This is a genomic window from Mesorhizobium sp. P2_D5, from assembly GCF_056404355.1.
Genome location: NZ_JBFUEE010000002.1, coordinates 701347 through 727762, shown reverse-complemented (window position 1 = coordinate 727762; position 26416 = coordinate 701347). Strand labels below are relative to the sequence as shown.

The 26416-nt window shown below is 63.6% G+C and carries 27 protein-coding genes; 10 read left to right on the top strand and 17 right to left on the bottom strand.

Annotation, left to right across the window (positions count from 1 at the left end; all coding sequences use genetic code 11):
* Positions 1–18 precede the first annotated feature (18 nt).
* The 3 genes from smc to AC1DYW_RS10185 all read right to left on the bottom strand — a co-directional run bounded on the left by smc (position 19) and on the right by AC1DYW_RS10185 (position 4969).
* Positions 19–3477, bottom strand: a complete 3459-nt coding sequence (gene smc / locus AC1DYW_RS10195; protein WP_477226038.1) for a chromosome segregation protein SMC — start codon at positions 3475–3477, stop codon at positions 19–21.
* A 105-nt stretch (positions 3478–3582) separates the two neighbouring features.
* On the bottom strand, positions 3583–4326 hold the full coding sequence (locus AC1DYW_RS10190) for a DsbA family protein (protein ID WP_095091955.1): 744 nt from the start codon (positions 4324–4326) through the stop codon (positions 3583–3585).
* Between the two features lie 142 nt (positions 4327–4468).
* Positions 4469–4969 carry a DUF721 domain-containing protein gene (locus AC1DYW_RS10185; RefSeq protein ID WP_477226037.1) on the bottom strand — a complete coding sequence of 167 codons (501 nt, stop codon included), beginning with the start codon at positions 4967–4969 and terminating at the stop codon, positions 4469–4471.
* A 48-nt stretch (positions 4970–5017) separates the two neighbouring features.
* Between AC1DYW_RS10185 and mutY the strand changes: the two genes are divergently transcribed.
* Positions 5018–6151 carry an A/G-specific adenine glycosylase gene (gene mutY, locus AC1DYW_RS10180; protein WP_457154783.1) on the top strand — a complete coding sequence of 378 codons (1134 nt, stop codon included), beginning with the start codon at positions 5018–5020 and terminating at the stop codon, positions 6149–6151.
* Complete coding sequence (locus tag AC1DYW_RS10175; RefSeq protein WP_457154782.1) at positions 6144–6755, top strand: HAD family hydrolase; 612 nt, start codon at positions 6144–6146, stop codon at positions 6753–6755. The genes mutY and AC1DYW_RS10175 overlap by 8 nt, the downstream gene beginning before the upstream one ends.
* A 66-nt stretch (positions 6756–6821) precedes the next feature.
* On the opposite strand, the gene AC1DYW_RS10170 is transcribed toward AC1DYW_RS10175, so the two are convergent.
* Positions 6822–7955 (bottom strand): DNA methyltransferase, encoded by a 1134-nt coding sequence (locus AC1DYW_RS10170; RefSeq protein WP_477226036.1) that lies wholly within the window; start codon positions 7953–7955, stop codon positions 6822–6824.
* 174 nt (positions 7956–8129) lie between these two features.
* Here AC1DYW_RS10170 and AC1DYW_RS10165 point away from each other — a divergent pair, with 174 nt between their 5' ends.
* Positions 8130–8819 (top strand): HAD family hydrolase, encoded by a 690-nt coding sequence (locus tag AC1DYW_RS10165; RefSeq protein ID WP_457154649.1) that lies wholly within the window; start codon positions 8130–8132, stop codon positions 8817–8819.
* Between the two features lie 23 nt (positions 8820–8842).
* Here AC1DYW_RS10165 and AC1DYW_RS10160 read toward each other — a convergent pair whose 3' ends face one another.
* The gene (locus tag AC1DYW_RS10160) at positions 8843–9583 is read right to left on the bottom strand and encodes a hypothetical protein (protein WP_477226035.1); all 741 of its coding nucleotides are present in this window, start codon (positions 9581–9583) and stop codon (positions 8843–8845) included.
* 127 nt (positions 9584–9710) lie between these two features.
* Here AC1DYW_RS10160 and thrC point away from each other — a divergent pair, with 127 nt between their 5' ends.
* The 4 genes from thrC to AC1DYW_RS10140 are packed head-to-tail and all read left to right on the top strand — an operon-like array spanning position 9711 to position 15918.
* Entirely contained in the window at positions 9711–11108 is a 1398-nt protein-coding gene (gene thrC / locus AC1DYW_RS10155) for a threonine synthase (RefSeq protein ID WP_477226034.1), read from the top strand.
* A 14-nt stretch (positions 11109–11122) separates the two neighbouring features.
* Positions 11123–12415: a M16 family metallopeptidase gene (locus AC1DYW_RS10150; RefSeq protein ID WP_095091948.1), complete on the top strand. Its 1293-nt coding sequence runs from the start codon at positions 11123–11125 to the stop codon at positions 12413–12415.
* A 15-nt stretch (positions 12416–12430) separates the two neighbouring features.
* Positions 12431–13027 (top strand): GNAT family N-acetyltransferase, encoded by a 597-nt coding sequence (locus tag AC1DYW_RS10145; protein ID WP_457155230.1) that lies wholly within the window; start codon positions 12431–12433, stop codon positions 13025–13027.
* Positions 13028–13029: 2 nt separating this feature from the next.
* Entirely contained in the window at positions 13030–15918 is a 2889-nt protein-coding gene (locus AC1DYW_RS10140) for an EAL domain-containing protein (RefSeq protein WP_095091946.1), read from the top strand.
* A 17-nt stretch (positions 15919–15935) separates the two neighbouring features.
* On the opposite strand, the gene AC1DYW_RS10135 is transcribed toward AC1DYW_RS10140, so the two are convergent.
* On the bottom strand, positions 15936–16544 hold the full coding sequence (locus AC1DYW_RS10135) for a YqgE/AlgH family protein (RefSeq protein WP_091576862.1): 609 nt from the start codon (positions 16542–16544) through the stop codon (positions 15936–15938).
* A 169-nt stretch (positions 16545–16713) separates the two neighbouring features.
* On the opposite strand from AC1DYW_RS10135, the gene AC1DYW_RS10130 reads away from it, so the two are divergent.
* The 3 genes from AC1DYW_RS10130 to AC1DYW_RS10120 all read left to right on the top strand — a co-directional run bounded on the left by AC1DYW_RS10130 (position 16714) and on the right by AC1DYW_RS10120 (position 18739).
* Positions 16714–17520 (top strand): protein-disulfide reductase DsbD domain-containing protein, encoded by an 807-nt coding sequence (locus tag AC1DYW_RS10130; protein WP_457153622.1) that lies wholly within the window; start codon positions 16714–16716, stop codon positions 17518–17520.
* A gap of 183 nt (positions 17521–17703) precedes the next feature.
* Positions 17704–18186, top strand: coding sequence for a peroxiredoxin (locus AC1DYW_RS10125; RefSeq protein ID WP_457153621.1), 483 nt, complete (start codon positions 17704–17706; stop codon positions 18184–18186).
* Positions 18187–18259: 73 nt separating this feature from the next.
* Positions 18260–18739: a DUF2938 domain-containing protein gene (locus tag AC1DYW_RS10120; protein ID WP_457153620.1), complete on the top strand. Its 480-nt coding sequence runs from the start codon at positions 18260–18262 to the stop codon at positions 18737–18739.
* Between the two features lie 7 nt (positions 18740–18746).
* Here AC1DYW_RS10120 and AC1DYW_RS10115 read toward each other — a convergent pair whose 3' ends face one another.
* The 11 genes from AC1DYW_RS10115 to AC1DYW_RS10065 form a co-directional block, all read right to left on the bottom strand.
* Positions 18747–19340 (bottom strand): histidine phosphatase family protein, encoded by a 594-nt coding sequence (locus AC1DYW_RS10115; protein ID WP_457153619.1) that lies wholly within the window; start codon positions 19338–19340, stop codon positions 18747–18749.
* A 42-nt stretch (positions 19341–19382) separates the two neighbouring features.
* The gene (gene rnhA / locus AC1DYW_RS10110) at positions 19383–19913 is read right to left on the bottom strand and encodes a ribonuclease HI (protein WP_477226033.1); all 531 of its coding nucleotides are present in this window, start codon (positions 19911–19913) and stop codon (positions 19383–19385) included.
* 11 nt (positions 19914–19924) lie between these two features.
* Positions 19925–20887, bottom strand: coding sequence for a homoserine kinase (locus AC1DYW_RS10105; protein WP_457154416.1), 963 nt, complete (start codon positions 20885–20887; stop codon positions 19925–19927).
* Between the two features lie 5 nt (positions 20888–20892).
* A complete protein-coding gene (gene ispH / locus AC1DYW_RS10100) occupies positions 20893–21903 on the bottom strand; it encodes a 4-hydroxy-3-methylbut-2-enyl diphosphate reductase (protein ID WP_457154415.1) in 1011 nt (336 codons plus the stop codon).
* A 79-nt stretch (positions 21904–21982) separates the two neighbouring features.
* On the bottom strand, positions 21983–22738 hold the full coding sequence (locus AC1DYW_RS10095; RefSeq protein ID WP_457154414.1) for an SURF1 family protein: 756 nt from the start codon (positions 22736–22738) through the stop codon (positions 21983–21985).
* Complete coding sequence (locus AC1DYW_RS10090) at positions 22735–23121, bottom strand: DUF983 domain-containing protein (protein ID WP_095091936.1); 387 nt, start codon at positions 23119–23121, stop codon at positions 22735–22737. Before AC1DYW_RS10090 ends, AC1DYW_RS10095 begins: the two co-directional genes overlap by 4 nt.
* A 3-nt stretch (positions 23122–23124) precedes the next feature.
* Positions 23125–23616, bottom strand: coding sequence for a L,D-transpeptidase family protein (locus AC1DYW_RS10085; RefSeq protein WP_457154413.1), 492 nt, complete (start codon positions 23614–23616; stop codon positions 23125–23127).
* Between the two features lie 134 nt (positions 23617–23750).
* The gene (locus AC1DYW_RS10080) at positions 23751–24632 is read right to left on the bottom strand and encodes a cytochrome c oxidase subunit 3 (protein ID WP_095091935.1); all 882 of its coding nucleotides are present in this window, start codon (positions 24630–24632) and stop codon (positions 23751–23753) included.
* Position 24633: 1 nt separating this feature from the next.
* Complete coding sequence (locus tag AC1DYW_RS10075) at positions 24634–25257, bottom strand: cytochrome c oxidase assembly protein (RefSeq protein ID WP_095091934.1); 624 nt, start codon at positions 25255–25257, stop codon at positions 24634–24636.
* Between the two features lie 7 nt (positions 25258–25264).
* Positions 25265–25423 carry a hypothetical protein gene (locus tag AC1DYW_RS10070; RefSeq protein ID WP_095091991.1) on the bottom strand — a complete coding sequence of 53 codons (159 nt, stop codon included), beginning with the start codon at positions 25421–25423 and terminating at the stop codon, positions 25265–25267.
* Positions 25424–25425: 2 nt separating this feature from the next.
* Positions 25426–26370 carry a heme o synthase gene (locus tag AC1DYW_RS10065; RefSeq protein WP_457154103.1) on the bottom strand — a complete coding sequence of 315 codons (945 nt, stop codon included), beginning with the start codon at positions 26368–26370 and terminating at the stop codon, positions 25426–25428.
* Between the last annotated feature and the right edge of the window lie 46 nt (positions 26371–26416).

Here is a 26416-nt window from a genome sequence, read left to right as displayed (position 1 = left end):
CGCGCGTCGCGCGGCGGCTCAGCTTGCTTCGCGCATCGCTTCGGCGGCCTGCAGGTCGACCGACACGAGCTGGCTGACGCCCTGCTCGGCCATCGTGACGCCGAACAGCCGGTTCATGCGCGCCATGGTGATCGGGTTGTGGGTGATGATGACGAACCGCGTCTCGGTAGTGGCGGCCATCTCGTCCATCAGATTGCAGAAACGCTCGACATTGTGATCGTCGAGCGGTGCGTCGACTTCGTCGAGCACGCAGATCGGCGCCGGATTGGTCAGGAACACGGCAAAGATCAGCGACATCGCCGTCAACGCCTGCTCGCCACCGGACAGCAGCGTCATGGTCTGCGGCTTTTTGCCGGGCGGGCGGGCCAGGATTTCAAGCCCGGCCTCGAGCGGATCGTCGGATTCGATCAGCTGCAATTCCGCCGTGCCGCCGCCGAACAGATGCGAGAACAGCCGCTGGAAATGGCTGTTGACCACGTCGAAGGCGGCAAGCAACCGCTCGCGGCCTTCGCGGTTCAGGCTCTGGATCGCTTGCCGGAGCTTGCGGATCGCCTCGATGATGTCTTCGCGCTCCGACACGATCGTCTCCAGCCGGTCGGAAAGCTCCTTCTGCTCTTCCTCGGCACGAAGATTGACGGCGCCGAGCCGTTCGCGCTCGATCTTCAGCCGGTCGAGCTGGCGCTCGATCTCGGCCATTTCGGGCATCGGGCTGTCGGCCTCCAGACCGGTGTGGCGGATGACCAGATGCGGCGGCGTGTTCAGCGTTTCCTGGATGCGCGCCTCGACCTCCAGCCGGCGTTCGTCGGCCGCGGTCAACCGCTCTTCGGCGCGGACGCGGGTCTCGCGCGCCTCGGCCAGCGACTGGATGGCGCCGGTGGCCGCCTTGTCCATTTCGGATTGCCGGTTTTCCGCTTCCTGCAGACGGTCGGCGGCGGCCTTGCGCAAGGTCTCGGCCTCCGTCAGCTGTGACAGCAAGGCGCGCCGCTTGGCGTCGATTTCATCGGGCGCATCGGCCAGCCGCTCGCGTTCGGCCTCGGCCTCGGCCTTGCGTTCGCCAAGCGATGCGATCTGCGTCGAGGCGTTTTCGGCCCGCTCCAGCCAGTTGCTACGCTCGGCGCCAATGGCATCGAGCCGGCGCGTGCGCGCCTCGGCTTCGCGGCGCAGCCCCTCATGCACGGCACGCGCATCGGCAAGCGTGGCGCGATCGCGGGCGACATTGGCTGCGGACTGTTCGAGCTGCAATTGCAAATCGCCGAGATCGGGCGCGTCCTGCAGCAGCATTTCGGCCTCGGCGAAGGCCGCCGAAGTCTCTTCATGGCTATCGACGATGCGGGCGCGCGCCTCATCCAGTGCCGCGCGCCGGCTCGCCAATTCGCCGCCGGCCTTTTCGGCCTCGGCCAGCGCGTTGCGGGCGGCGTCCAGCCGATGCTGGGCGTCACGCCCAGCCTGGCGCGCGTTGCGCTCGGTCTCGCTCGCCAGGCGAAGCGCCTGTTCGGCCTGGGCCAGTGCCTCCTCGGCCTGGCGCAGGACGAGCGTCGCCTGCACCGCTTCGGCATCAAGTTCAGCCAGCCGGTTCTTCTGCGCCAGCCTTTGCGCGGCCGCGGTGGGCGCATCGGCACTGGCGGTAAAGCCGTCCCAGCGCCAGAGCGCGCCCTCGCGGCTGACCAGCCGCTGGCCGGGAGCAAGAAGCGCCTGCAGCCGGCGGCCATCGCCTGATACAACGATACCGATCTGCGCCAGGCGGCGGGCAAGCTGTGCCGGCGCGTGAACGACGCTGGCAAGGCTCCTGACGCCTTCAGGCAGAGCCGCGTCGCCGGGCTGGATCTCGCTTTCGCCCCAATGCACCGGTGCGCTGCGGTCGAGCGGCACGTCGAGATCTTCGCCAAGGGCCGCACCCAGCGCCGTCTCGAAGCCACGCTCGACGCTGATCTGCTCCAGCACGGCTGGGAAGAGATCGCCGCTGGCGGCATTCAGGATCTTGGCCAGCGTGCGCGCTTCGGTCTCGATGCGTGCCAGCTCGGCCCTGGCATCCTGCAGCGGCGGCCGGGCCGCGCTTTCGCTGGCGCGGGCATCGATGACCGATTGCTCGGCCTGCGCCACGGCAGCCTCGGCCTCATCCAGCAGCGCCATCGCCTGTTCGACCAGCATGCGCTTCTCGGCCGGATCCGGCAGGCCGGCGACCTTGGAGAGGATATCAGACAGTTCCCGGTCGACATCGGCAAGCTGACGGCCGAAACGGTCGCGGCGCTCGGCGGTGTCGCGCAGCGTCCGTTCGATCTGGTTGCGCGAGGCGGCAGCCTCGGCCCGCTCGGCGGTCAGCGCGGCGAGTTTGGCTTCGCTTGCCGCAAGCATCGATGCCGCCTGTTCGAAAGCCGCGCGGGTGCTGGCTTCGCGCTCGGCAGCACCGGCATTTTCGGAATTGAGCGCGGCTTCTTCGGTGCGAAGGCGCTCAAGAATATCCGCATTGTCGCGGACCATGCGTTCCTCGCGCGCAATGTCGCCGTCGAGTTGTTGCAGCCGGCGCTCGAGTTCGCCCTGACGGGCGCGGATGCGGCCGGCTTCCTCCTCGATCTGCGACTTGGCGATCGACAGGCGCTGGAAGGCGGCGGCAGCGGCGGCTTCCGCGTCGCGCAGCTCCGGCAGCCGGTGGGCGCCGATGCCTTGCTCCCTTGCGGCGGCCATCTGGGCTGCGGCGCGGTCACCGACCAGCGCGGTGGCAACCGACAGCGCCGAGCGCGCCTCGCCTTCCTGTGTCTTGGCCAGTGTCCAGCGCAGATGCAGCAGCGTCGCTTCCGCCTTGCGGATATCGGCCGACAGGTTCTTGAAGCGTGACGCCTGGCGCGCCTGGCGCTTCAGGCTTTCGATCTGGCTTTCCAGTTCGCCGACGACGTCGTCCAGGCGCTCCAGGTTCTGCTCGGCCGCCTTCAGCCGCAACTCGGCCTCGTGGCGACGGGTGTGCAGGCCGGAAATGCCGGCAGCCTCTTCGAGCAAGGCGCGGCGCGCCTGCGGCTTGGCCTGGATCAGTTCGCCGATGCGGCCTTGCCCGACCATCGATGGCGAGCGCGCGCCGGTCGACTGATCGGCGAACAGGAGCTGGACATCCTTGGCGCGCGCCTCCTTGCCGTTGATGCGATAGAGCGAGCCCGCCTCGCGTTCGATCCGGCGCGACACCTGCAACTCGTCAGCATCGTTGAAGGCAGCGGGCGCCGAGCGGTCGCTGTTGTCGAGGAAAAGCGTGACTTCAGCGGTGTTGCGTGCCGGGCGTGTGCCCGAGCCGGAAAAGATGACGTCGTCCATCCCGGACGCGCGCATGTTCTTGTAGGAGCTTTCGCCCATTACCCAGCGCAGCGCCTCGACCAGGTTCGACTTGCCGCAGCCATTCGGCCCGACAATGCCCGTCAGGCCGCGTTCGATGACGAACTCGCCGGGCTCGACGAAGGACTTGAAACCAAGGAGGCGAAGGCGCGAAAACTTCATTCGCGCCGCCCGCTAAGCGGATTCAGCAAAAGTGTGCCGCGGTTTCCACGGCAAGGCAAATGGGCGACCGGCGTCGGGCGCGGCCGTTTCGATGCTGCCTGAGCGTCAGAGCAGAGGGTCGATGATGGCCGACATTTCCGCAATCGACATCGCCCCCTTGTAGGTCTTACCGTTGATGAAGAAGGTCGGTGTCGAGTCGACCTTGAATTCATTGGCGCCGCGCTTCTGGACCGATCTCACATCGTCCAGAAGTTTCTGGTCCGTCAAGCAGGCCTCGAAGGACTCCTGTGTAAAACCGGCCAGCTTGGAGATCTGCAGCAGCGCATCCTTGGTATTGGGCACTCCAACCCAGTTCGCCTGCTGCCTGAACAGCACGTCCACCATCGGGAAATAGTTATCCTTGGCGCAGCGCGCCAGCATGAATCCGGCTTCGGCGCTCGGATCGAACGGAAATTCGCGCAGGATGTAGCGGGCCTTGCCGGTGTCGATGTACTTGGTCTTCAGGTCCGGAAAAGTGGTCTCGGCGAAATGCGCGCAATGCGGGCAGGTCATCGAGGCGTATTCGACGATGGTCACCTTGGCGTCGTCCTTGCCAAGCTGCTTGTCGGGCAGCGCACCCGGCTTCAGCAGTTCCGCCATATCCACGGTGCCCTGGGCTTCCGGTGCAGTCGCGGCGGCCGGCGTGGCCGGCTTCGCAGGCGCGGCCGGGTCCGCGGGCTTTACATCCGCCGCCTTGGCTTGCTCGTCAGAGTCGCTGCAGGCGGCGAGCAGGGCGACCGCCGGAATGGCGGCCAGCGAAGTCAGGACGTTTCTGCGAGACAAGCTTTGGCCAAACGGGGGACGGTTCATACGAATCACCTGACAAGAGTTGGATTTTGCAATGCAAAGGCACGAAAAAGCGAGAGTTGGCGCGAATTAAGGCATCTCCATCCCCAATCCAATCGCCAAACCTGACAGGGGCGATCACGAATGCGAGATATTGACGACAAATCTATGACTTCCTTTCGCCCAGAATGGTGGCGCCGAGCCTTTCCAGCGAGGCGCGCAGCCCATCATCGTCGACCAGGCCGACGGTCGAGGACAGTTTCGTCTTCTCGGCCGCGGTCAGCGGCCTGAAGGTCGGTTTGCGCTTTCCTTGGTCCGCTGTCATCGGCTTCTGCAGGATCCTGATCCGGCTGATGGCGGTGAAACCGAGGAAAGCGTTGACCCGGTTGATGATCTCGCCGGTCTCGTGCTGCAGGTGCAGCGCCGCCATGCCTTCGCAGGCGATGACCAGCACCGCCGGCTCGAACGGATCGTCTTCATGCATGCGGCGCGGCCACTGGATTTTTTCGGGACGCGAGCGGCTGGCAAGGCGTGGCCCGGCAATCTCTTCCCACGACTGGACGAGGCCGATCGAAATGCCGGCCCGCTTGCGCAGCACCGGGTCGAGGATTTTGGTCGCAAGATCGCTGACCGGGACGGGATTGCCGTAGGGCGTTCTCCCTGCCATGTACGTTCTCCAGCCTCACCAGCATCGGCCAAGGCCAATTCCCGATCAATGGCACCAGCAGACCAGACCCGCAAGACCACACCCCCATTCGGTGCCGACATCGCGTCCCGCCTGCTCGGCTGGTACGATGTGCATCATCGCGAGTTGCCGTGGCGCATCACGCCGCGTGAGCACGCGCGCGGCGTGATGCCCGATCCCTACCGCATCTGGCTGTCCGAAGTCATGCTGCAGCAAACCACTGTCGAAGCGGTGAAGGCCTATTTTCGCGTCTTCGTCGAGAAATGGCCTGATGTCGGGGCGCTTGCTGCGGCACCGACCGAGGATGTGATGAAGGCCTGGGCCGGGCTCGGCTACTATTCCCGCGCGCGCAATCTCAAGGCCTGCGCCGACCTAGTGGCCCAGCGCGGCGGCCGGTTTCCCGACACGGAAGCCGGCCTCAGGGAACTGCCCGGCATCGGCGCCTATACATCGGCGGCGATCACCGCGATCGCCTTCGACCGCCCAGCCGCCGTCGTCGACGGCAATGTCGAACGCGTCATCTCCCGGCTGTTTTCGATCACAACACCGCTGAGCGAAGCCAAGGCCGAGATACGCGCCCATGTCGAGCGTATGGTGCCAGGGACAAGGCCGGGCGATTTCGCCCAGGCGATGATGGATCTCGGCGCCACCATCTGCACGCCACGCCGGCCGCGCTGCATGCTGTGCCCGCTGCGCGAAGATTGCAGCGCGGTCGTTTCAGGTGACCCCGAACATTTCCCGGTGCGGCTGCCCAAGGCCGACAAGCCGCTGCGGCGCGGTGCGGCCTTCATCGCCGTGCGGGGCGACGGCGCCGTTCTCCTGCGCAAACGGGCGGAGAAAGGCCTGCTTGGCGGCATGACCGAAGTGCCGACGACCGCCTGGACAGCGCGGATCGATGGCGCCACCACGCAAGCGGCGGCACCCTTTCCCGGCAACTGGAAGCCCACGGGGCGGATCGCCCATGTCTTCACCCACTTCGCGCTCGAGCTCGACGTGTTCCTCGCCCACACGAACGGCGAGACGCCGGCCGGCCATTTCTGGTCGCTGCCTTCGGACATTTCAGGCGAAGCACTGCCCACTGTCATGAAAAAGGCAATCGAGGCTGCGATACCCGGCGCGACGAAAAAACCGTCGCCACACAGTGCAAAGAGGCCCCATGACTGAAATCCGCCACATCGTTTTCGACATCGGCAGGGTGCTGATCCACTACGATCCGAATATTCCGTTCAGCCTCCTCATTCCGGATGCCGAAGAGAGAAAGTGGTTCTTCGACAATGTCTGCACGCATGACTGGAACATCGAGCAGGATCGCGGCCGGACATGGCAAGAGGCCGAGGCGCTGCTGATTGCGGAGCATCCCGATCACGCGGAAAACATCCGCAATTTCCGCCGCTACTGGCACGACATGGTGCCGCACGCCTATGACGACAGTGTCGCCATCATGGTCGGCCTGATCGAAAGCGGCCACGACGTGACCATGCTGACCAATTTCGCCAGCGACACGCTCTCCGAGGCGCGCAAACGCTTCGATTTTCTCGAACGGCCGCGCGGCGTCACCATCTCCGGCGAAGTCGGGATGATCAAGCCGGACCGCGGCATCTACGACCATCACGTCGCCGCGTTCGGGCTCGAGCCGTCGGCCACGCTGTTCATCGACGACAGCCAGAAGAACGTCGACGGCGCCAAGGCGGCCGGCTGGCAAGCGGTGCTGTTCACCGATGCCAAGACGCTTCAGGCAGACCTTGAACGCCTCGGAATCATGGCGTGATTTGAATCGCTTCCGGCGTTCCGTTGATACCTTGAGTCAGCGAGAATGGTGGCAATTGGCAGGGGTTCAGGCCCCTGCCCGCTCCATGCCGAGCCGGGCAATGCGGCGAAGCTCGTCGATCGGGGTCAGGCCGCCGCTGCGCTCATAGTGCCAGAAGGTCCAGCCGTTGCAGGCATCCAGGCCCTGCACTTCGGCGCCGATCTTGTGGATCGAGCCGGCGCTGTCGCCGATCGCCACGGTGCCGTCGGCGCGCACCTTGGCCGCCCAGCGCTTCTTGGCGTCGTAGAGCGTGGCGCCCGGAACCATCAGCCCGGTATCGATGAGACTGACGAAGGCGACGCGCGGCTCGGCGCGCTTGCCGGTGAGCACGGTCAGGTCGGCGCCGTCCAGCGGCCGCACCGCGTCGATGCGCTCGTTGGCGGCATCGATATAGGCCTGCTCCCGCTCGATGCCGACGAAATGGCGGCCAAGCCTTTTGGCCACCGCGCCGGTGGTGCCTGAGCCAAAGAAGGGGTCGAGTACGATGTCGCCGGGTTTGGTCGAGGCCATCATGATGCGCGCGAGCAGCGCTTCCGGCTTCTGCGTCGGATGCAGCTTGTCGCCATTGTCGTTCTTCAGCCGCTCGCCGCCGGTGCAGATCGGAAACAGCCAGTCAGAGCGCATCTGGATGTCGTCGTTCGAGGCCTTCATGGCTTCGTAATTGAAGGTGTAGCCCTTGCACTTCTGGTCGCGCGACGCCCAGATCATCGTCTCATGCGCATTTTGGAAACGGCGGCCACGGAAATTCGGCATCGGATTGGTCTTGCGCCAGACGACGTCGTTGAGGATCCAGAAGCCCAGATCCTGCATCTTGGCGCCGACCCGGAAGATGTTGTGATAAGAGCCGATGACCCAGATAGTGCCATTGGGCTTCAGCACCCGCCGCGCCGCCAGCAGCCAGGCGCGGGTGAAGGCGTCGTAGGCCTCGAAGCTCTCGAACTGGTCCCAATCGTCGTCGACGGCATCGACCTTCGACTGGTCGGGCCGGTGCAGGTCACCATCGAGCTGAAGATTGTAGGGCGGATCGGCGAAAATGACGTCGATCGACTTTTCCGGCAGCCGATCGAGCGCGGCAACGCAGTCACCCTTGAGGATCGTGTCCAGCCATTCGGATTGCTGGGGGGCGTGGGATAGCTCGTCGAGAAGACGCACGGCAGACATTCTGACACCCGAGGCACGCGTTACAGTTTTACTCTCTGTTATGGTTACCGATCAGCGTAAATATTCGGTGAAGGCCACCGCGGATCTCCAAATTTGCGAAGGCGGCCCTGTTGGTGTATGCCGCGCCGCCTGAGCCTTCCCTGGCCCTTCCTTCTCCCAACCGTCCGGATCACCATGCCCCAGCCAGACCTTGTCATCTTCGATTGCGACGGCGTGCTCGTCGATTCCGAAATCGTCGCCGCGCGGGTCGAGGCGGAACTGCTGACCTTGGCCGGCTACGAAATATCGGCTGAGGAACTCGCCGAGACCTACGCCGGACTGACCTTCAAGGACATCATGATGCGGGTCGAGGAGAAGTCCAGCATCCCGTTCCAGGCCTCGCTGATCGACCGCGCCGAAGACCTCGTCGATCGCAAATTGCGCAGCGACGTCCGCGCCATCGACGGCGTGCGCGAGGCGGTCGCCGCGGTCACCGCTCCGCACTGCGTCTGCTCGAATTCGCGCTCCGAGCGGATCGAATTCATGCTGGAGAAGGTGCACCTGCTGCCGTTTTTCACCGGCCGGATCTTCTCGGCCCTGGAGATACCAAGCAAGAAGACCAAGCCGGCGCCCGACGTGTTCCTGTTCGCTGCGGAGAAACTCAACGCCAAGCCGGCGAACACATTCGTCATCGAGGATTCCGTGCACGGCGTCCACGGCGCCAGGACGGCCGGCATGCGCGTGATCGGCTTCACCGGCGCCGGCCACAGCTATCCCGGTCATGCCGACGCCTTGACGGAAGCCGGCGCCGAGACGGTCATTCGGCGCTGGGCGGAGCTGAAAAGCGTGATCGCCGCGCTGTCGGAGTGGTCGGCTGACGCCTGAGAGACGTGCGTCTCGACGCGAGACTAGTTCGTCGCGACAGCCTTCTTCTTGTGATTCTTCTTCGGCTTGTCCGTCGTCCCCTTCGGCGCGTTTTCATCATATCCGGCAAAGGCCTGATAGTCCTGCGCCGACGGTTCGGGCACGACGACATTGGAATCTGTGAAGACAAACTGCGTCGCGACCGACGGGTCGGTGACCTGGATCTGATACGGATGGATCTGCGAGTAGAGAACATCCGTGCCATGCATCACCGCGATACGGATCGGCATGGTGATGGTGCCGGGGGAAAATTTCGGTCCGGGCACAACCTTGCCGGCGACCGCGATCTTCATCGTCAACTGCCCGTTGGCGCGCAGACAATCACGGGTCACGTCGCTGATCGACGCCTGGTAGATGATGTTCGCAGACTCGTCGGGCGCGGTCGCGGCCGCGTCGGCCGCGGCCTGTGCCTCCTGCGCCTGCTGCTCGGCCTCGGCCTGGTTCCTCGGCTTGCGCATGGGCTTCGACTTGGGCTTCTGCACGCCCTTGGCATAGGTGTTGAAGAAGGCCGTGCCGTCGCGCACCGTCACTCTGGGGCAATAGGCCTGCAACTGGCTAGACAGGACCTTGGGATCCTGTGGCGGCGGCGGCGCTGTCGGATCCTTCTTGCCGAAGCCGAGGTCCAGGATGCCATTGTCGCTCGATTGGCAGCCGGCGGCGGCGAGCATAAAGCCGGTAAGCGCAAGACCCGCCAAAAAGCGGCCACTGAATGTACGAAACGCCATGAAACTGCACTTCCCTCTCGCAAAGCTGGTGACGTATATCAACCGCGCGGCAAAAATGCGACTGAGCCAGCGCAGAAATTAACCACCTTGTGGTGAACGGAAAACCCAGCGGTAACGGATTTGTGACATGCACTATGTGAGTACCCGCGGCGAAGCGCCCGTGCTTGGATTTTCCGACGCTGTGCTGGCTGGACTGGCGCGTGACGGCGGGCTTTACGTGCCGCGCGAGTGGCCGCAGTTTTCCGCTGCCGAGATCCGCGCCATGCGCGGCCTTGCCTATCCTGATCTCGCAATCCGCGTGCTGTCGCCCTTCCTTGGCGACGAAATCCCGGCGCCCGTCTTCGAGCGCCTGGTCCGCGAAGCCTATGCCACCTTCCGCCACGAGGCCGTCTGCCCGCTGGTGCAGACCGGCCCCAACACCTTCATCCTGGAACTCTTCCACGGGCCGACTCTCGCCTTCAAGGACGTGGCGATGCAGCTTCTGGCCCGGCTGATGGACCATGTGCTTGCCGAACGCGACCAGCACGCCACCATCGTCGGCGCCACCTCGGGCGATACCGGCGGCGCCGCCATCGATGCCTTTGCCGGGCGCAGCCGCACCGACATCTTCATCCTTTTCCCGCATGGCCGCGTCTCGCCGGTGCAGCAGCGGCAGATGACGACGTCGACCGCGCAAAATGTTCATGCGCTGGCGATCGAAGGCAATTTCGACGATTGCCAGGGCCTGCTCAAGGACATGTTCAACGATCACGGCTTTCGCGACCGGGTTGCGCTGTCGGGCGTCAATTCGATCAACTGGGCCCGCATCATGGCCCAGATCGTCTATTATTTCTCCTCGGCGCTGTCGCTGGGCGCGCCGGACAGGCCGGTCTCCTTCACGGTGCCGACAGGTAATTTCGGCGATATCTTCGCCGGCTATGCCGCCAAGAAGATGGGCCTGCCGATCGAGCGGCTGATCATCGCCACCAACGACAACGACATCCTGGCGCGCACTTTCGCAACCGGCGAATACCGCACCAAGGGCGTCTTTGCGACCACTTCGCCGTCGATGGACATCCAGGTGTCGTCCAATTTCGAACGCCTGCTGTTCGAGGCTTCCAACCGTGACGCCGCGACCGTGCGGGGCTACATGGACGGTCTCAAGCAGTCTGGCGCTTTCACCATCGAAACGCAGCAAATCGCTGGGATGCGGTCTGAATTCGACGCCGGCCGCGCAACCATGGACGAAGTCGCCGCCACCATCCGTTCGACGCTCGCCGGCAGCAACTACCTGCTCGATCCGCACACCGCGGCAGCCGTGCATGTGGCGGCGGGCAAGGCTTCAGGCGCGGTGCCGATGGTGGTGCTTGGCACCGCCCATCCAGCAAAATTCCCCGCCGCCGTCGAAGCCGCCAGCGGCGTCTCGCCCGCACTGCCCGCATGGCTAGGTGGGTTGATGACATCGGAGGAAAAATACACGGTACTTCCATCCGACCTGAAAATGGTGGAAGATTACGTCGGCCGCCGCGCGCGGGCGGCGCGTTAGGGAGTAGTAGCCATATGGGTGTTGAGGTAAGCCGTCTGTCGAACGGCCTGACAGTCGCCACCGAAACCCTTCAAAGCATCGAATCGGTTGCCCTTGGTGCCTGGGTCAAGTCAGGTGCCCGCAACGAACGCGACGAAGAGCATGGCATGGCCCATCTGCTCGAGCACATGGCGTTCAAGGGCACGAAAAGGCGAAGCGCCTTCGAAATCGCCTCGGAGATCGAGGACGTCGGCGGCGAGATCAACGCCGCCACCAGCGTCGAGACCACCTCCTACTATGCCAGGGTGCTCTCCGACGACGTTCCGCTGGCCGTCGACATTCTTGCCGACATCCTGCAGGAGTCCGAGTTCGACCCGCAGGAGCTCGAACGCGAGCAGCATGTGATCCTGCAGGAGATCGGCGCCGCACACGACACGCCCGACGACATCGTCTTCGACCGTTTCACCGAGACAGCCTTCCGCCACCAGACGATCGGCCGCTCGATCCTGGGCACGCCGGAAACCGTCAAATCCTTCACCTCGAAGCAGTTGCACGATTTCATCGAGCGGCAATACGGCGCCGAGCGCATGGTGATCGTCGCTGCCGGCGACATCAAGCACGACAATTTCGTGCGCGAGGTTGAAAAGCAACTCGGCGGCTTCCGCAGCAAGGCCGACAGCACCATCCCGCAATATGCGCAATATGTCGGCGGCGACTTCCGCGAGGACCGCGACCTGATGGACGCGCAGATTGTGCTGGGCTTCGAGGGCCGCGCCTATCATGTGCGCGACTTCTATGCCTCGCAGGTGCTGTCGATGATCCTCGGCGGCGGCATGTCGTCGCGTCTTTTCCAGGAAGTCCGCGAAAAGCGCGGCCTGTGCTATTCGGTCTATGCCTTCCACTGGGGCTTTTCCGACACCGGCGTCTTCGGTGTCCATGCCGCGACCGGCCAGAGCGATATCGCCGAACTGGTGCCGGTCATCATCGACGAACTGCAGAAGGCCGGCGAGAAGATCCTGCAGGAAGAGCTCGACCGGGCGCGCGCCCAATATCGCGCCGGGCTGATCATGTCCGCCGAAAGCCCGGCCAGCCGCGCCTCGCAGATCGCGCGGCAGCTGCTTCTGTTCGGCCGGCCGATCGCCAAGGAAGAACTGATGGAACGGCTGTCGGCGCTCACGATCGAGCGACTGACCGACCTGTCGTCGCGGCTGTTCTCGACCAAGCCGACGCTTACAGCTGTCGGGCCTGTGGGTACGCTGGCGCCATACGAGGCGATCCTCGATTCGCTTGCGGGCACGCAGACCGCGACCCGCAAGCTCGCCGTCTAAGCCCCTCAAAGCGTCGTGTTCGCGCTCCCTTTCTTTCGCCGTGACCTGCCGGCGCTGAAGGGTGACTACGTCATGCTGCGCGTGCCCTTCACGAATGACTATCGCGAATGGGCGGCGGTGCGTGGCGAAAGCCGTGCCTTTCTCGAGCCATGGGAGCCACGCTGGACTCCCGACGAACTCGACCGCACTGCCTGGCGGCTGCGCATCAGCCGCTACCGCGAAGACTATGCGCAGGGAACCGCGATCGCCTTCTTCATCTTCGAAAAGAGCAGCGGCAAGCTGGCGGGCGGCATCACGCTCGGCAACATACGCCATGGCGTCTCGCAAAGCGGCCATGTCGGCTATTGGATCGGCGAGCGCTTTGGCGGTCGTGGCCTGATGACCGACGCGGTCAAGGTGGTGACGCGCTTCGCCTTCGATACGCTGAGGTTGCACCGGATCGAAGCGGCCTGTATTCCCGACAACGCCCGGTCGATCCGCGTGCTTGAAAAAGCCGGATTCCGGCGCGAAGGACTTCTGCGATCCTATCTCAGGATCAACGGCATCTGGCAGGACCACTACCTCTACGCCCGGATCTCGGACGATCCGCCGGGCGCTGGAACGAAGGACTGATCTTGACGAATTTCCTGCGAAACGGGCCGCTGTTCGCCTTTGTCCTCGCGACAATCCTGACGCTGTGCGCGGCATCGTCGGCCTTCGCCGTCGAACCGATCAAGATTGCCCGCGACGACGTCGCGCTCGACCTTTCGGGCGCCGTCGAGATCTACCGGAACCAGGGCGAGAATTTCCAGGTGTCGACCGCTCCCGGACCGGACGGCATCGTGCGGCGCATCGAGGTCGAGGCTAATGATGCGCGTTCGACCGGCGACTGGGCGGTGTTCGCGCTGGCCAACACCACCGACCAGCAGCTCGACCGGCTGATCGTCGCGCCGCATTTCCGACTGGTGAATTCCGGCATCTTCTGGCCCGATCTCGGCTCGACCCGTATCGCCGCCATCACGCCCAGCGAAGGCTTCGCGCTCGACCGCCAGACCAGCCCCGACGCCGACGTGTTCCGGGTGACGCTGAACCCGGGCACGGTGATCACCTTCATCGCCGAACTGGCTTCGCCGAAACTGCCGCAAGTCTATTTGTGGGATCCGGAATCCTACAAGGACTCGGTCAATTCCTACACGCTGTTTCGCGGCATCGTCATCGGCATCGCCGGCTTGCTGGCGCTGTTCCTGACCATCCTTTTCGTGGTCAAGGGAACCTCGATGTTCCCGGCGACCGCGGCGCTCGCCTGGGCGGTGCTGGCCTATATTTGCGTCGATTTCGGCTTCCTCAACAAGATCATCGAGATCTCGCCCGGCAACGAGCAGATGTGGCGAGCGGGAACGGAGGTGGCGCTGGCGGGAACCTTCGTGGTGTTCCTGTTCGCCTATCTCAACCTCAACCGATGGCACGGCCATTTCAGCTATGGCGCGCTGGTCTGGATCCTTGGACTGCTGCTGATCGCCGGCGTCGCCATCGTCGATCCGGCCGTCGCCGCCGGCATCGCCAGGCTGTCCTTCGCCGCCACCGCGCTGACCGGGCTCGGCCTGATCATCTTCCTCGGCATACGCGGCTACGACCGCGCCATCATGCTGGTGCCCAGTTGGGTCATGGTGCTGTTGTGGCTGTGCGGGTCATGGATGGCGATCACCGGCATGCTCGACAACGACATCGCCCAGCCGGCATTGGGCGGCGGACTGATCCTGATCATCCTTCTGATCGGCTTCACCGTCATGCAGCACGCCTTTGCCGGCGGCGCGCTGCACCAGGGCCTGTTCTCCGACCTCGAGCGGCAGGCGCTGGCAGTGGCCGGATCTGGCGATACGGTGTGGGACTGGGACGTGCTGCGCGACCGCGTCGTCACCAAGCCCGATGTCAGCATCCAGCTCGGTCTGGCGCCAAACAGCCTTGGCGGTGCCGCGCGCAACTGGCTGCCGGTGCTGCATGCCGACGATCGCGACACCTTCCGCACGACGCTTGACGTGGTGCTGGAACACCGGCGCGGCCGGGTGTCGCAGAACTTCCGCCTGCGCGGCGCCGACGGCCACTATCACTGGTTCTCGCTGCGCGCGCGGCCGGTGATCGGGTCGGACGGCGAAGTCATTCGCTGCGTCGGCACCATGGTCGACGTCACCGAACAGAAGAAATCCGAGGAGCGTCTGCTGCACGACGCCGTGCACGACAATTTGACCGGGCTGCCGAACCGCGAACTGTTGATGAACCGGCTGGAAGCGGTCATCTCGATCGCCCGCACCGAAGAAAAAGTGCGCCCGACCGTCTTCGTCATCGACATCGACCGTTTCAAGCAGGTCAATGACGGGCTCGGCATCTCGGCCGGCGACACCATCCTTTTGACCATTGCGCGCCGGCTGCACCGGTTGCTCAAGCCGAAGGATTCGCTGTCGCGTTTTGCCGGCGATCAGTTCGCACTAATGCTGTTGTCCGAGCAGGATCCGTCCCGCATCGCCGCCGTCGCTGACGCCATCAAGCATGCCATCAACAACCCGATCACCTTTGCCAAGCGCGAGATCGTGCTGACCGCATCGATCGGACTGATCACCTGGAACTCGACGCAGATGTCGGCCGAGGACATGGTCAAGGACGCCGAGCTTGCCATGCATCAGGCCAAGCGCTTCGGCGGCGACAGGATCGAGCCGTTCCGCCCGGCCTTCCGCACCGTCGGCACCGACAGGTTGCAGTTCGAATCCGACCTGCGCCGCGCCATCGAACGGCGCGAATTCACGCTCGCCTATCAGCCGATCGTGCGGCTGGAGGATGGCAGCGTCGCCGGCTTCGAGGCCTTGCTGCGCTGGGACCATCCGCGTCGCGGCATGATCCCGCCGGCAGATTTCATCCCGGTCGCCGAAAGCTGCGGGCTGATCGTGCAGCTCGGCCTCTTCGCCATGCAGCAGGCGGCCGAGGACCTTGCCGGATGGCAAAAGCAGATCGGCGACGCGCCGCTGTCGGTCTCGGTCAACCTGTCCAGCCGCCAGCTCATCCGCCGCGACCTGGTCAGCGACGTCCGCTCGGTCATCGCACGCGCCAATCTGAAGCCGCGCTGCTTCCGGCTCGAGCTCACTGAATCGCTGGTGATGGATAATCCCGAGCAGACGGCCCATGTGCTGACCAAGCTGAAACAGCTCGGCATCGGCCTGTCGCTGGACGATTTCGGCACCGGCTATTCCTCACTGGCTTATCTGACGCGTTTTCCCTTCGACACGATCAAGATCGACAAGAGCTTTGTCGACGACAACACCCCCAAACGCGCGGTGCTGCTCAAATCCATGGTCAACATGGCGCATGAACTCGGACTGTCCGTGGTCGCCGAGGGCATTTCGGACGAACGCGACGCGCTGGAGCTGCGCCAGATGGGCTGCGAATATGTGCAAAGCTTCATGTTCGGCGCGCCGATGCCGGGCGACCAGGTGCTGAAGACGCTGAAGGAACAGTATCCGCTGACGCAAGCCTGAGACCTCTGTGATGAGGCTCAGGCGTGTCCGGCGGCGAGGCTGAGATGGGCGAGGTCGATGCCGATCGAGGCGAGGATGCGGTCGTACTTGCGCTCAATGTCGGTGTCGAACAGAAGCTCGGCGTTGGCCGGGCAAGTCAGCCAGCCATTCTCGGCGATCTCGGTCTCCAACTGGCCGGCGCCCCAACCCGAATAGCCGAGCGCCATCAGCGCGTGACGGGGTCCACGGCCAGACGAAATGGCGCGCAATATGTCGACGGTCGCGGTCAGGCAGATGTCGTCCGACACGGTCAGCGACGATTCCACCCTGTAGTCACCCGAATGCAGGACGAAACCCCGGCTGCGATCGACGGGCCCGCCATTGCGCACGACGAAATCGCGAGCCTGCGCCGGCAAGCGGATCGCTTCCTGTTCGTTCATGATGCCCAGTTGCACGAGCAGATCCGGAAAAAGCATCTGCTGTGTCTGGTTGATGATCAGGCCCATCGCGCCTTCATCGCTGTGCGCGCAGACGTAGATGACCGAGCGCGTGAAACGGTCGTCCTTCATGCCGGGCATGGCAATCAGGAACTGATCGTCGAGAAAACCGCGGCTGGCGGCTGTCTTCTTGTGGCGCAACAAGTCCATGACAGCAAAGGTAACGCGTTTCCAAAGCGCCGAAAAGATGCACCGTGCGGGATTCGACCAAAGCCTATGTGACCAGGCAGAGCATTCTTCCCTCGAGGTCACGCAAATATGATACCGGCAAGGTCATGAAAACATTGCGCGGCCACGAACGGACGATCAAATCACCGCCATGCAAAGCTTGAAAATCCTGCTGCTCGGCGCCGCCATCGGATCGGCAACCGTTCTTCCCGCCGCCGCTTCATCATCGTCGTGGTACAACAGCGAAGGCGGCAAGGTCCGGCTGGTGACCAGCGGCAAGGCCGATGCCGCCGGCCGCATCCAGGGCGTTCTCGACATAGCGCTCAAGCCCGGCTGGAAGACCTACTGGCGTGACCCGGGCGACGCGGGCGTGCCGCCGCAGCTCGACATTTCAGCCAGCACGAACATCGCCGACGCCCAGCTTTCCTTCCCGGCGCCGCAGCGTCATGACGAAGGCTATGGCAAATGGGCAGGCTACGACTATCCGGTTTCGCTGCCGGTCGTGTTCACCCTGTCGGCGGCGAAAGATCCAGCCGTTATCGACGCCGACATCTTTCTCGGCATTTGTGAAACGATCTGCATTCCGGTGCAGACGCGGCTGACCGTCGACCCCGGCTCCGATCCGGACAATGCCGAAGACACGGCGCTGGTGAAGGCGAGCTTCGCGGCGTTGCCTACACCCGCAAGGTCCGATTTCGGCATCAACGTGCTGCCGGGTGACCACGAGACGCTGATTGTCGAAGCGAGCTTTCCTGGCGATCCGGAGGCGGCGGATTTCTTTGTCGCCGGCGAGCGGGATTATATGTTCGGCACCCCTGCCCGCAGCGAAAAGGACGGCAAGCTGATCTTCACCGTGCCGATCCTCGACCGCCCGTCGACAACGCCGACGGATGGCGGGCTTCATTATACACTGACAAGTTCGGCCGGCGCCGTCGAAGGGCTGTTGCCGTTTCCTTAAAGCGCGTCGCATTGAACGGATTCATACGACGCACTTGGTCCTCTCTTTGTCCATGTCGTAGTGCCAAAACAGCTGCTCACTTTTGGGCGACATGGACTGAGGCCGCTCCTTGACAGTTGCAGAGGGCCGTCGAGTTCGCTACGCAATCACACGACCTCCCCCATTTTCCCAGACGAGGAACTCATGACCATTTCCGTTGGCGACAAGCTGCCTGATGTGACCTTCAAGACGATGACCGCCGACGGCGCGAAGCCGATCACGTCGGCCGAGATTTTCACAGGCAAGAAGGTTGTGCTTTTCGGTGTTCCGGGCGCTTTCACGCCGACCTGCAGCAACAACCATTTGCCCGGCTATCTCGAGAACCATGACGCCATCCTGGCACGCGGCGTCGATACCATCGCCGTCGTTTCGGTCAACGACGTCCACGTCATGGGCGCCTGGGCGCGCTTCACCGGCGGCGAAGGCAAGATCCTTTTCATCGCCGATGGCAGCGGTGACTTCGCCAAGGCGGTCGGCCTCGACAACGACCTTTCCGCAGCCGGCATGGGACTGCGCTCGAAGCGGTTTTCGATGATCGTCGATGACGGCAAGGTCACGGCGCTCAATGTCGAGACCAAGCCCGGCGTCGACGAGTCCGGCGCGGCTCATATTCTGGGACAGCTCTAACAATATTGGCGACAGCGTTAGGCCAGGGACCGCAAAGTCCCCTCGCCCGACAGCTTTGGGGGGGACCGCGACGATGTCTGACATCTTCTGGCGCAGTATCGCGATCGGCATCGGCGCCACGGCGCTGATGGACATCTGGGCGATTTTCCTGAACACGGTGTTTGCCCAGCCACGACCGAACTGGGGCCTGGTCGGCCGCTGGGTGTGGCATCTCAGGGAAGGCAAGGTCTTCCACGACGATATCGGCGATGCAAAGCCGTACGCGCAGGAAGTGGCGCTGGGCTGGGCCTTTCATTATTTTGTCGGCATCGTCTACGGCATCATCCTGGTCGCGCTGGCGGGAACGGCATGGCTGGCGGCGCCGACCTTCCTGCCGGCCTTCATCCTCGGCATCGTCACCGTCGGTGCCGGCTGGTTCCTGTTGGCGCCTGGCATGGGTGCCGGCTGGGCCGCCTCGAAACGGCCCAAACCGATGCAGATCCGCGCCCTCAACCTGGTATCGCACACGGTGTTCGCGCTCGGGCTTTACGGCACGGCGCTGCTGATCCGCTGAAGCGAAGTTAATCGTCGCGACGCTGCGCCGGTGCGTCGATCGGCTGCCATCCGTGGACAAGGCGGCGTGCGCCGAGATCGTAGGCGAAGTGGTTGCCGCCGCCCGCCGGTTGATCCGCTTCGCGGCTGATCTGCCGACCGCTGAGGGCGAGCAGCAGCAGCGTTCCGACGCCGCCATGGCCGACGAAGGCAATGTCGCCCGCGTCGGCGGCGCCAAGCACGGCGTCGACCTCGCTCACGATGCGATGCTGGGCATCGATGGCCCGCTCCCATCCGCGAATGCTGTCATGAGGGTTGGCGAAGAACTGGTCCGCGACCGCTTCGAACTCCGGCGGCGGTAAAAACCCCGTCGCCGATCGGTCGTTCTCATGCATCCTTTCCCTCACCTCGATGGCAAGGCCGAGATGTGTTGCGAGGATTTCGGCGGTTTCCAGCGCCTTGCGTTCAGCCGACGACACGATGCGCCGGATCGAGCCGATCCAGGGCTGGTCGAGCATTGCAACCGCTCTCGCTCGTCCGATGTCGGACAACCCCCATTCCGGCACGGGAATGTTGGCATCGACCTGAACCTGGGGATGGGTGACATAATACAGGATCGGCATGATCGAAGATTCCTGCCTGAGAGTGCTGACCTGCTCCTGAGTTCAATAACTCTGGGTCGAGCGCCGCGCCTTCGCTGCTACCGGCTGTTTTGCCTGCGCAACTGGCTTCGGCGCAGCAGCGGGCTTGACCGGGCCTTTCTTGAACGGCGCCATGCCCTCGCGCGCGAGTTCGTCGGCGCGCTCGTTCTCGGCATGGCCGGCGTGGCCCTTGACCCAGTTCCAGGTCACCTTGTGACGCCTGTTGGCCTCATCCAGCGCCTGCCAGAGCTCACCGTTCTTGACCGGCTTCTTGTCGGCCGTCTTCCAGCCGTTCTTCTTCCAGCCGTGGATCCACTTGGAAATGCCGTCCATGACATATTTGCTGTCGGTGTGAAGGTCGACCGTGCAGGGTTCCTTCAACGCATTCAGCGCCGAGATGGCGGCGAGAAGCTCCATGCGGTTGTTGGTGGTCTCCGCCTCGCCGCCGGAAAGCTCCCTGGTGGTGCCGTTGAAGCGCAGGATCGCGCCCCAGCCGCCAGGGCCGGGATTGCCCGAACAGGCGCCGTCGGTGAAGATCTCAACGTGTTTGCTCATGATACCCCATATCAGGCCAATCCATATTCCGAAGGAGACCTGATCGCCCGATGGAATCGCATCCTGCGGATATATTCGGTCGGATCGCGTTTCATCACCAGCCCGCCATTGGGAACGGTCAACCAGTCGTAGAGCCGGGTCAGCATGAAGCGTAGCGCCGAGCCGCGCGCCAGCATCGGCAGCGCCGCCTTTTCCTGGTCGCTCAGGGGACGCACGCTCTGATAGCCGGCCAGCAATGCCTTGCCCTTGGTCAGGTTGAAGGAAAAATCCTTCTCGAAGCACCAGGCGTTGAGGCAGGTGGCGACATCGTAGGCGTAGAGGTCGTCGCAGGCGAAATAGAAGTCGATCAGGCCGGAAAGCTTCTCGCCGAGAAAGAAGACATTGTCCGGGAAAAGATCGGCATGGATGATGCCTTGGGGAAGGTCCGTCGGCCAGTTCCGCTCGAAGTCGGCGAAGTCGGCATCGACCTCGGCAGCCAGACCCGGCTCAACCTCGTCGGCGCGGTCACGGGCGGCATTCCAAAGCTTGCGCCAGCCGTCGATGGCGAGCGCGTTCTGACGCGTCATCGAAAAGTCGGCTCCGGCCAGATGCAAGGCGGCCAGGGCCTTGCCGACCTCGCCGCAGTGCGTCGATGTCGGCCGCCGCAGCGAAAGCCCTTCGAGGAACGTGATGATGACCGCCGGCCGGCCGGCGAGCGTGCCGATGACGCTGCCGTCATGCGCGGTCACCGGCAGCGGGCAGGAAACGCCTTTTTTGGCGAGATGGCCCATCAACCCGAGGAAAAACGGCAGATCCGCCTTCTCGACGCGCTTTTCATAGAGCGTCAGGATGTACGAGCCGCTGGAGGTGTGCAGCAGGAAGTTCGAGTTCTCGGTGCCTTCGGCGATGCCCTTGTAAGACAGGAGATCGCCGACCGGATATTGCTTCAGGAATGCGCCGAGTTCGCCTTCGGCAACGTCGGTATAGACCGCCATGTGCCTTACGCGGCTCCATTGACGAAAGCCATGTCGGCTCGCGTCAGTTCGACATCGCGCAGTACCCGCATGACCGGAAAATCCTCCGTTTCCGTGGCCGTGACGGCCAGGTCGATCGTGACGTCGAAGCGCTGGCGGAACGCGTCGATGATCTCGTCGACGATGATCTCCGGCGCCGACGCTCCAGCCGACAGGCCAAGCGTCGAGATGCCGGCGATGTCATTCCACGGAATCTCGGCGGCGCGCTGCACGAGAAGCGACATCGAGGCGCCGGCACGCTCCGCCACTTCGACTAGGCGTCGCGAATTGGAGGAATTGGGTGCGCCGACGATCAGGTAAAGATCAGCGCCGGCCGCGGTCTCCTTGACCGCCTCCTGGCGGTTGGTGGTGGCATAGCAGATCGATTCCGCCGCCGGGGCATGCAATTGCGGAAAACGATCCTGCAAGGCGCGGATGATGCCGGCGGTGTCTTCGACCGACAGCGTGGTCTGGGTAACGAAGCCAAGCGCCTGCGGATCGGCAGGCGAAAGCTTCGCGGCATCGGCCTCGGTCTCGATCAGCGTCACCGCGCCGTCCGGCAGCTGGCCCATGGTGCCGATCACCTCCGGGTGTCCGGCATGACCGATCAGCAGCACATGGCGGCCAAGCCGCTGGTGGCGCATCGCCTGCTTGTGGACCTTCGAGACCAGCGGGCACGTGGCGTCGAGATAGAAGAGGTTGCGGGCCTGCGCGTCAGCCGGCACCGATTTCGGCACGCCGTGGGCCGAGAACACGACCGGCGACTGCCGATGTTCGGCGGGAATCTCGGAGAGTTCTTCGATGAAGACAGCGCCAAGGCTTTGCAGTCCCTCGACGACGTAACGATTGTGCACAATCTCATGACGGACATAGACCGGCGCGCCATATTTCTTCAGCGCCAGGACGACGATCTGGATGGCGCGGTCGACGCCGGCGCAAAAGCCGCGCGGCTGGCAGAGCCGGATCGTCAGGGGGGGCTTGGTGGTTGTCTGAAGCATTAAATCCTGGCCGGTTGATCAAAGCCGAAATGAAGTGCCTACCCCTGCCCTGTCAAGTGCAAGGGGGCGGCGGTCGCCTTCATTCCTCTTTCAAGGGGCGGCGAAGCCGCAGGATGAGCACGGCGGCGAGTGCGGCGGCGAGGCCATACCAGGTCATCGCATATTGCAGATGGCTGTTCGGCAGGTCGATGATGGTGACGCCGCCGACCGGCAAGCCGCCCGGATTCGGCGTCTTGTCGGCGTCGATGAAGATCGGCACCAGCGTGGCGCCCGCCGGCAGCCCGGCGCTCGCCGCCATCGCGTCGCGGTCCTTCCAGTAGAAGATGTTCTTCGCCACGTCGTTGTCGGGAAGCATCATCGACGGCTTTGCCGGCAGCGGATTGCGGGCGAGGCCGGTGACCGTCACCTTGCCCGTCACCTGCCCCTTGGCGCGCTTGCCGGCATCCTTGAGATCGTAGGGTACAAAGCCGCGATTGATCAGCACGAAGCGGCCATCGTCGAGGGCCAGCGGCGTGTAGACATTGAAGCCGGCGTCGCCTTCCCAGGTGGCATAGAAATGCCGTTCGCCGGAATGCAGGAAGGTGCCGCTGACGGTCACCGGCGTATAGTCGACGTCCCCGGTCGAGGCGAATTCCCTTTCGACCTCGGCGAGCGGCTGCGGCGCCGAGTGCGTACGCTGATCGATGGTCTGCAGCAGACCTTCCTTCCAGTGCAGACGCTGGACCTGCCAGGTGCCGAGCGCCAGCAGGATCAAAAACAGCACCAGGCCAAGGCCAAGCAGCAATGCCGTCCTTGGCCGCGAGCGGCCGCCAACTCTAACGGATGCCTCGCTCATTCGCCGCGATCCAGCCGGCCCTCGGCCGCCTTGTTGCGGTATTGCAGTGTGAGCAGCACGCCCTTGATCAGCCGAAGCGCCGTCAGGCACAGCGCAACAGCCAGCGGAATCCAGAGCAGCAGATGCAGCCAGAGCGGCGGGCTGAGCGTCACTTCGACCCAGAGCGCCAGGCCGACGATGATGAAACCGATGATCAGGATGACGAAGACCGCCGGTCCGTCGCCGGCATCGGCGTAGGAATAGTCGAGGCCGCAATTGGTGCAGCGCTTGCCAACGGTGAGGAAGCCGGAAAACAGCTGCCCCTCGCCGCAGCGGGGGCAGCGGCCGTGCAAGCCGGCCGAGATTGGATCGATGGGCGGCCAGATCGCCTTGTCGTCGCTCATTGCTTACCGCTCGATCTCGATCGGCGTCCCATCGGCCACCATTGCCCAGATTTCGTCCATGTCGGAGTCCGTAACCGCAATGCAGCCGTCGGTCCAGTCGACCAATTGAAGCAGCCAGCCCCACCAGCCGAAACCGTTTGGCTGGCCGTGGATCATGATCATGCCTCCCGCATCGACATGGCGTACCTTCGCGGCGGCCAGATCGTCGGCATTGGGATAGGAGATATGGATCGACTTGTGGGCGATGCTGTTCGGGTTGCGCCAGTCGAGGACATAGCGCCCTTCCGGTGTGCGTTGATCGCCCTCCTGGTGCTTGTGCCCAAGCGGATCGCCGCCGAGCGCGATGCTGTAGCTTCGCAGGACCTTGCCGCCGCCAATCAACTCCAATCGCCGGTCCGACTTGTCGACACGCACCAGATCGACTTTCTCGCCAGCAAGGGCCGGCGCTGTGGCAATCATGCACGCGTAAATGGCACAGAGACGAGTTAGCCGCATCGGCCATCGATCGGCGATCTTTGCGCCGAAATGAAGAAGGCGGCCACGTCGCCGCGACCGCCTTCTCTAAATCCCTGGAGCCTGTTCCATCCCGATGAATCGGGATGGGGGCCTCTGTTTTGCTCAGGTCGAAATCAGTGGGCTTCGATCACCGCGCCGGCCGATCCCCAGACATAGATCGCTGAGAACAGGAACAGCCAGACAACGTCGACGAAGTGCCAATACCAGGCGGCCGCCTCGAAGCCGAAATGCTGCTTGGGGGTGAAATCACCCTTCATCGCCCTGAGCAGGCAGACCAAGAGGAAGATGGTGCCGATGATGACGTGGAAGCCATGGAAGCCGGTCGCCATGAAGAAGGTTGCGCCGTAGATGGAATCCTTGAAGGCGAACGGAGCATGAATGTACTCGTAGGCCTGCACCATGGTGAACAGCATGCCGAGGCCGACGGTTAGCACCAGGCCGTTGATCAGCCCCTTGCGATCGCCATGGATGAGCGAATGGTGCGCCCAGGTGACCGTGGTGCCCGACAGCAGCAGGATGATGGTGTTGTAGAGCGGCAGGTGGAAGGGATCGAGAACCTCCATGCCCTTCGGCGGCCAGACACCGCCGGTAAACGCGGTGCGGGCGTATTGCTGCACCTCGCCCGGAAACAGGCTGGCATCGAAGTAGGCCCAGAACCAGGCGACGAAGAACATCACCTCGGAGGCGATGAACATGATCATGCCGTATCGCAGGTGCAGCGACACGACACGCGTATGATGGCCCTCATGCGCTTCCTTGATCGTGTCCGACCACCAGGCGAACATGGTGTAAAGGACGATCGCCAGGCCGATGAAGAACAGCCACGGATTGGCGATGTTGAAGCCGAAGATCGGGAAGTCGCCGGCCTTGAGATACTGCATCAGGCAGACACCGCCGATTGCGGTCACCAGCGCGCCGATGGACCCCAGGAACGGCCATGGGCTCGGGTCGACGAGATGGTAGTCATGGTGTGGTTTTGCGTGCGCGTCTGCCATATCAACCCCCGAGATTTGCTTCGGTATTCGAAATTGTCTTGCTGCTGCCTTGGACCGGCACTGATGACGCGACCGGCTTGCTCTTCTCGACCGGGAACATCGTATAGGACAGGGTGATTGTCTTCACGTCCTTCAGTTCCGGTACATTCACGATATCGGGATCCACATAGAACACGACCGGCATGTCCAGCGTCTCGCCGGGCTTCAAAGTCGTATCGGTGAAGCAGAAACACTCGACCTTGTTGAAGTAGGGCCCCGCCAGTTCCGGCTGCACATTGAAGGTGGCGCGGCCGGTAACGGGGCGATCGAACTTGTTGGTGGCCTGATAGTGCGCCTGCACGGTCTCGCCGATCTTCATCGTCATCGAACGATCGACCGGCTGAAAATCCCAGGGCACGCCGGCGATGTTGGCGTCGAAACGGACAACGATGTCGCGGTCGAGCACCCGGTTCGCGTATTGCTGCGTGGCGCGCCGCGTGGTGCCGCCATAGCCCGTCGCCTGGCAGAACATCTTGTAGAGCGGCACTGCGGCATAGGCCATGCCGATCATGCCGCCGAAGAAGGCAAGGCAGACAAACGCGACGACGCGGTTGGTGTTCTTCCTGCTGGCGGTCACCTGGCTCATCGTGTTCTCACATCGAGCCGGGGTGATGACCGAATTTCACGATCGTCGCGATGTAGAAAATGATCACCAGCACCGCCAGCGCCAAGCCTATGGCGACAGAACGATTGCGTCTGGCTTTCCTCTGCCGCTCGGTCAGCGTGACCAGCTCGAGTTTTTCTTCGATCATGGTCATGCTCCACCCATGGCAAGCGCGCGCTCGACGACGCTGTCGGCGAGATAGGCAGCGAAGATGGCGAAGAGATAGAGCAACGAATAGGCAAACAAGGCCTTGGCCGGCTTCATCACGCGGTCATCGTCGGTCATGCCAAGCACTTTCCACGCGTACCAGACAAAACCCAACCCAAGCAGCACGGCGGCCACGCCATAGACCGGCGTGGTGTAGCCCAGGATCCATGGCAGCACGCCGACCGGCGCCAGCAGCAGCGCATAGGCGAAGATCTGGCGGCGGGTCGAAGCCTGGCCGGCGACGTTCGGCATCATCGGAATGCCGGCGCGGGCATAGTCTTCGGACTTGAACAGCGCCAGCGCCCAGAAATGCGGCGGCGTCCACAGGAAGATGATCAGGAACAGGACAAAGCTTTCCAGGCTGACGCTTCCGGTCACCGCGGCCCAGCCGATAACAGGCGGAATGGCACCGGCGGCGCCGCCGATGACGATGTTCTGCGGCGTCCAGCGCTTGAGCCACATCGTATAGACGACGGCATAGAAGAAGATGGTGAAGGCCAAAAGCGTCGCCGACAGCCAGTTGACCAGCACGCCCAGCGTCATCACCGACAGAACCGACAGAACCAGCCCGAAACTCAGCGCTTCGCCCGGCCGGATGCGGCCGGCCGGCACCGGACGAGATGCGGTGCGCGTCATCACCGCGTCGATGTCGGCATCGTACCACATGTTGAGCGCGCCGGAGGCCCCGGCGCCGATGGCGATCGACAGGATGGCGATCACCGCCAGCAACGGATTGATGGTCACAGGAGCCGCGACCAATCCGACGAAGGCGGTGAACACCACCAGCGACATGACGCGCGGCTTCAGCAGGGCGAAGAAATCGCCCGCCGTCGCTTCCGACATGCGGAAGCCCGCTTCGTCAATGCTGGTTTCGTCGACTAGGGCCATGCGTACTCAAATCCATCGTTCCGTTTGGCCAAAACCGCCGGCAGGC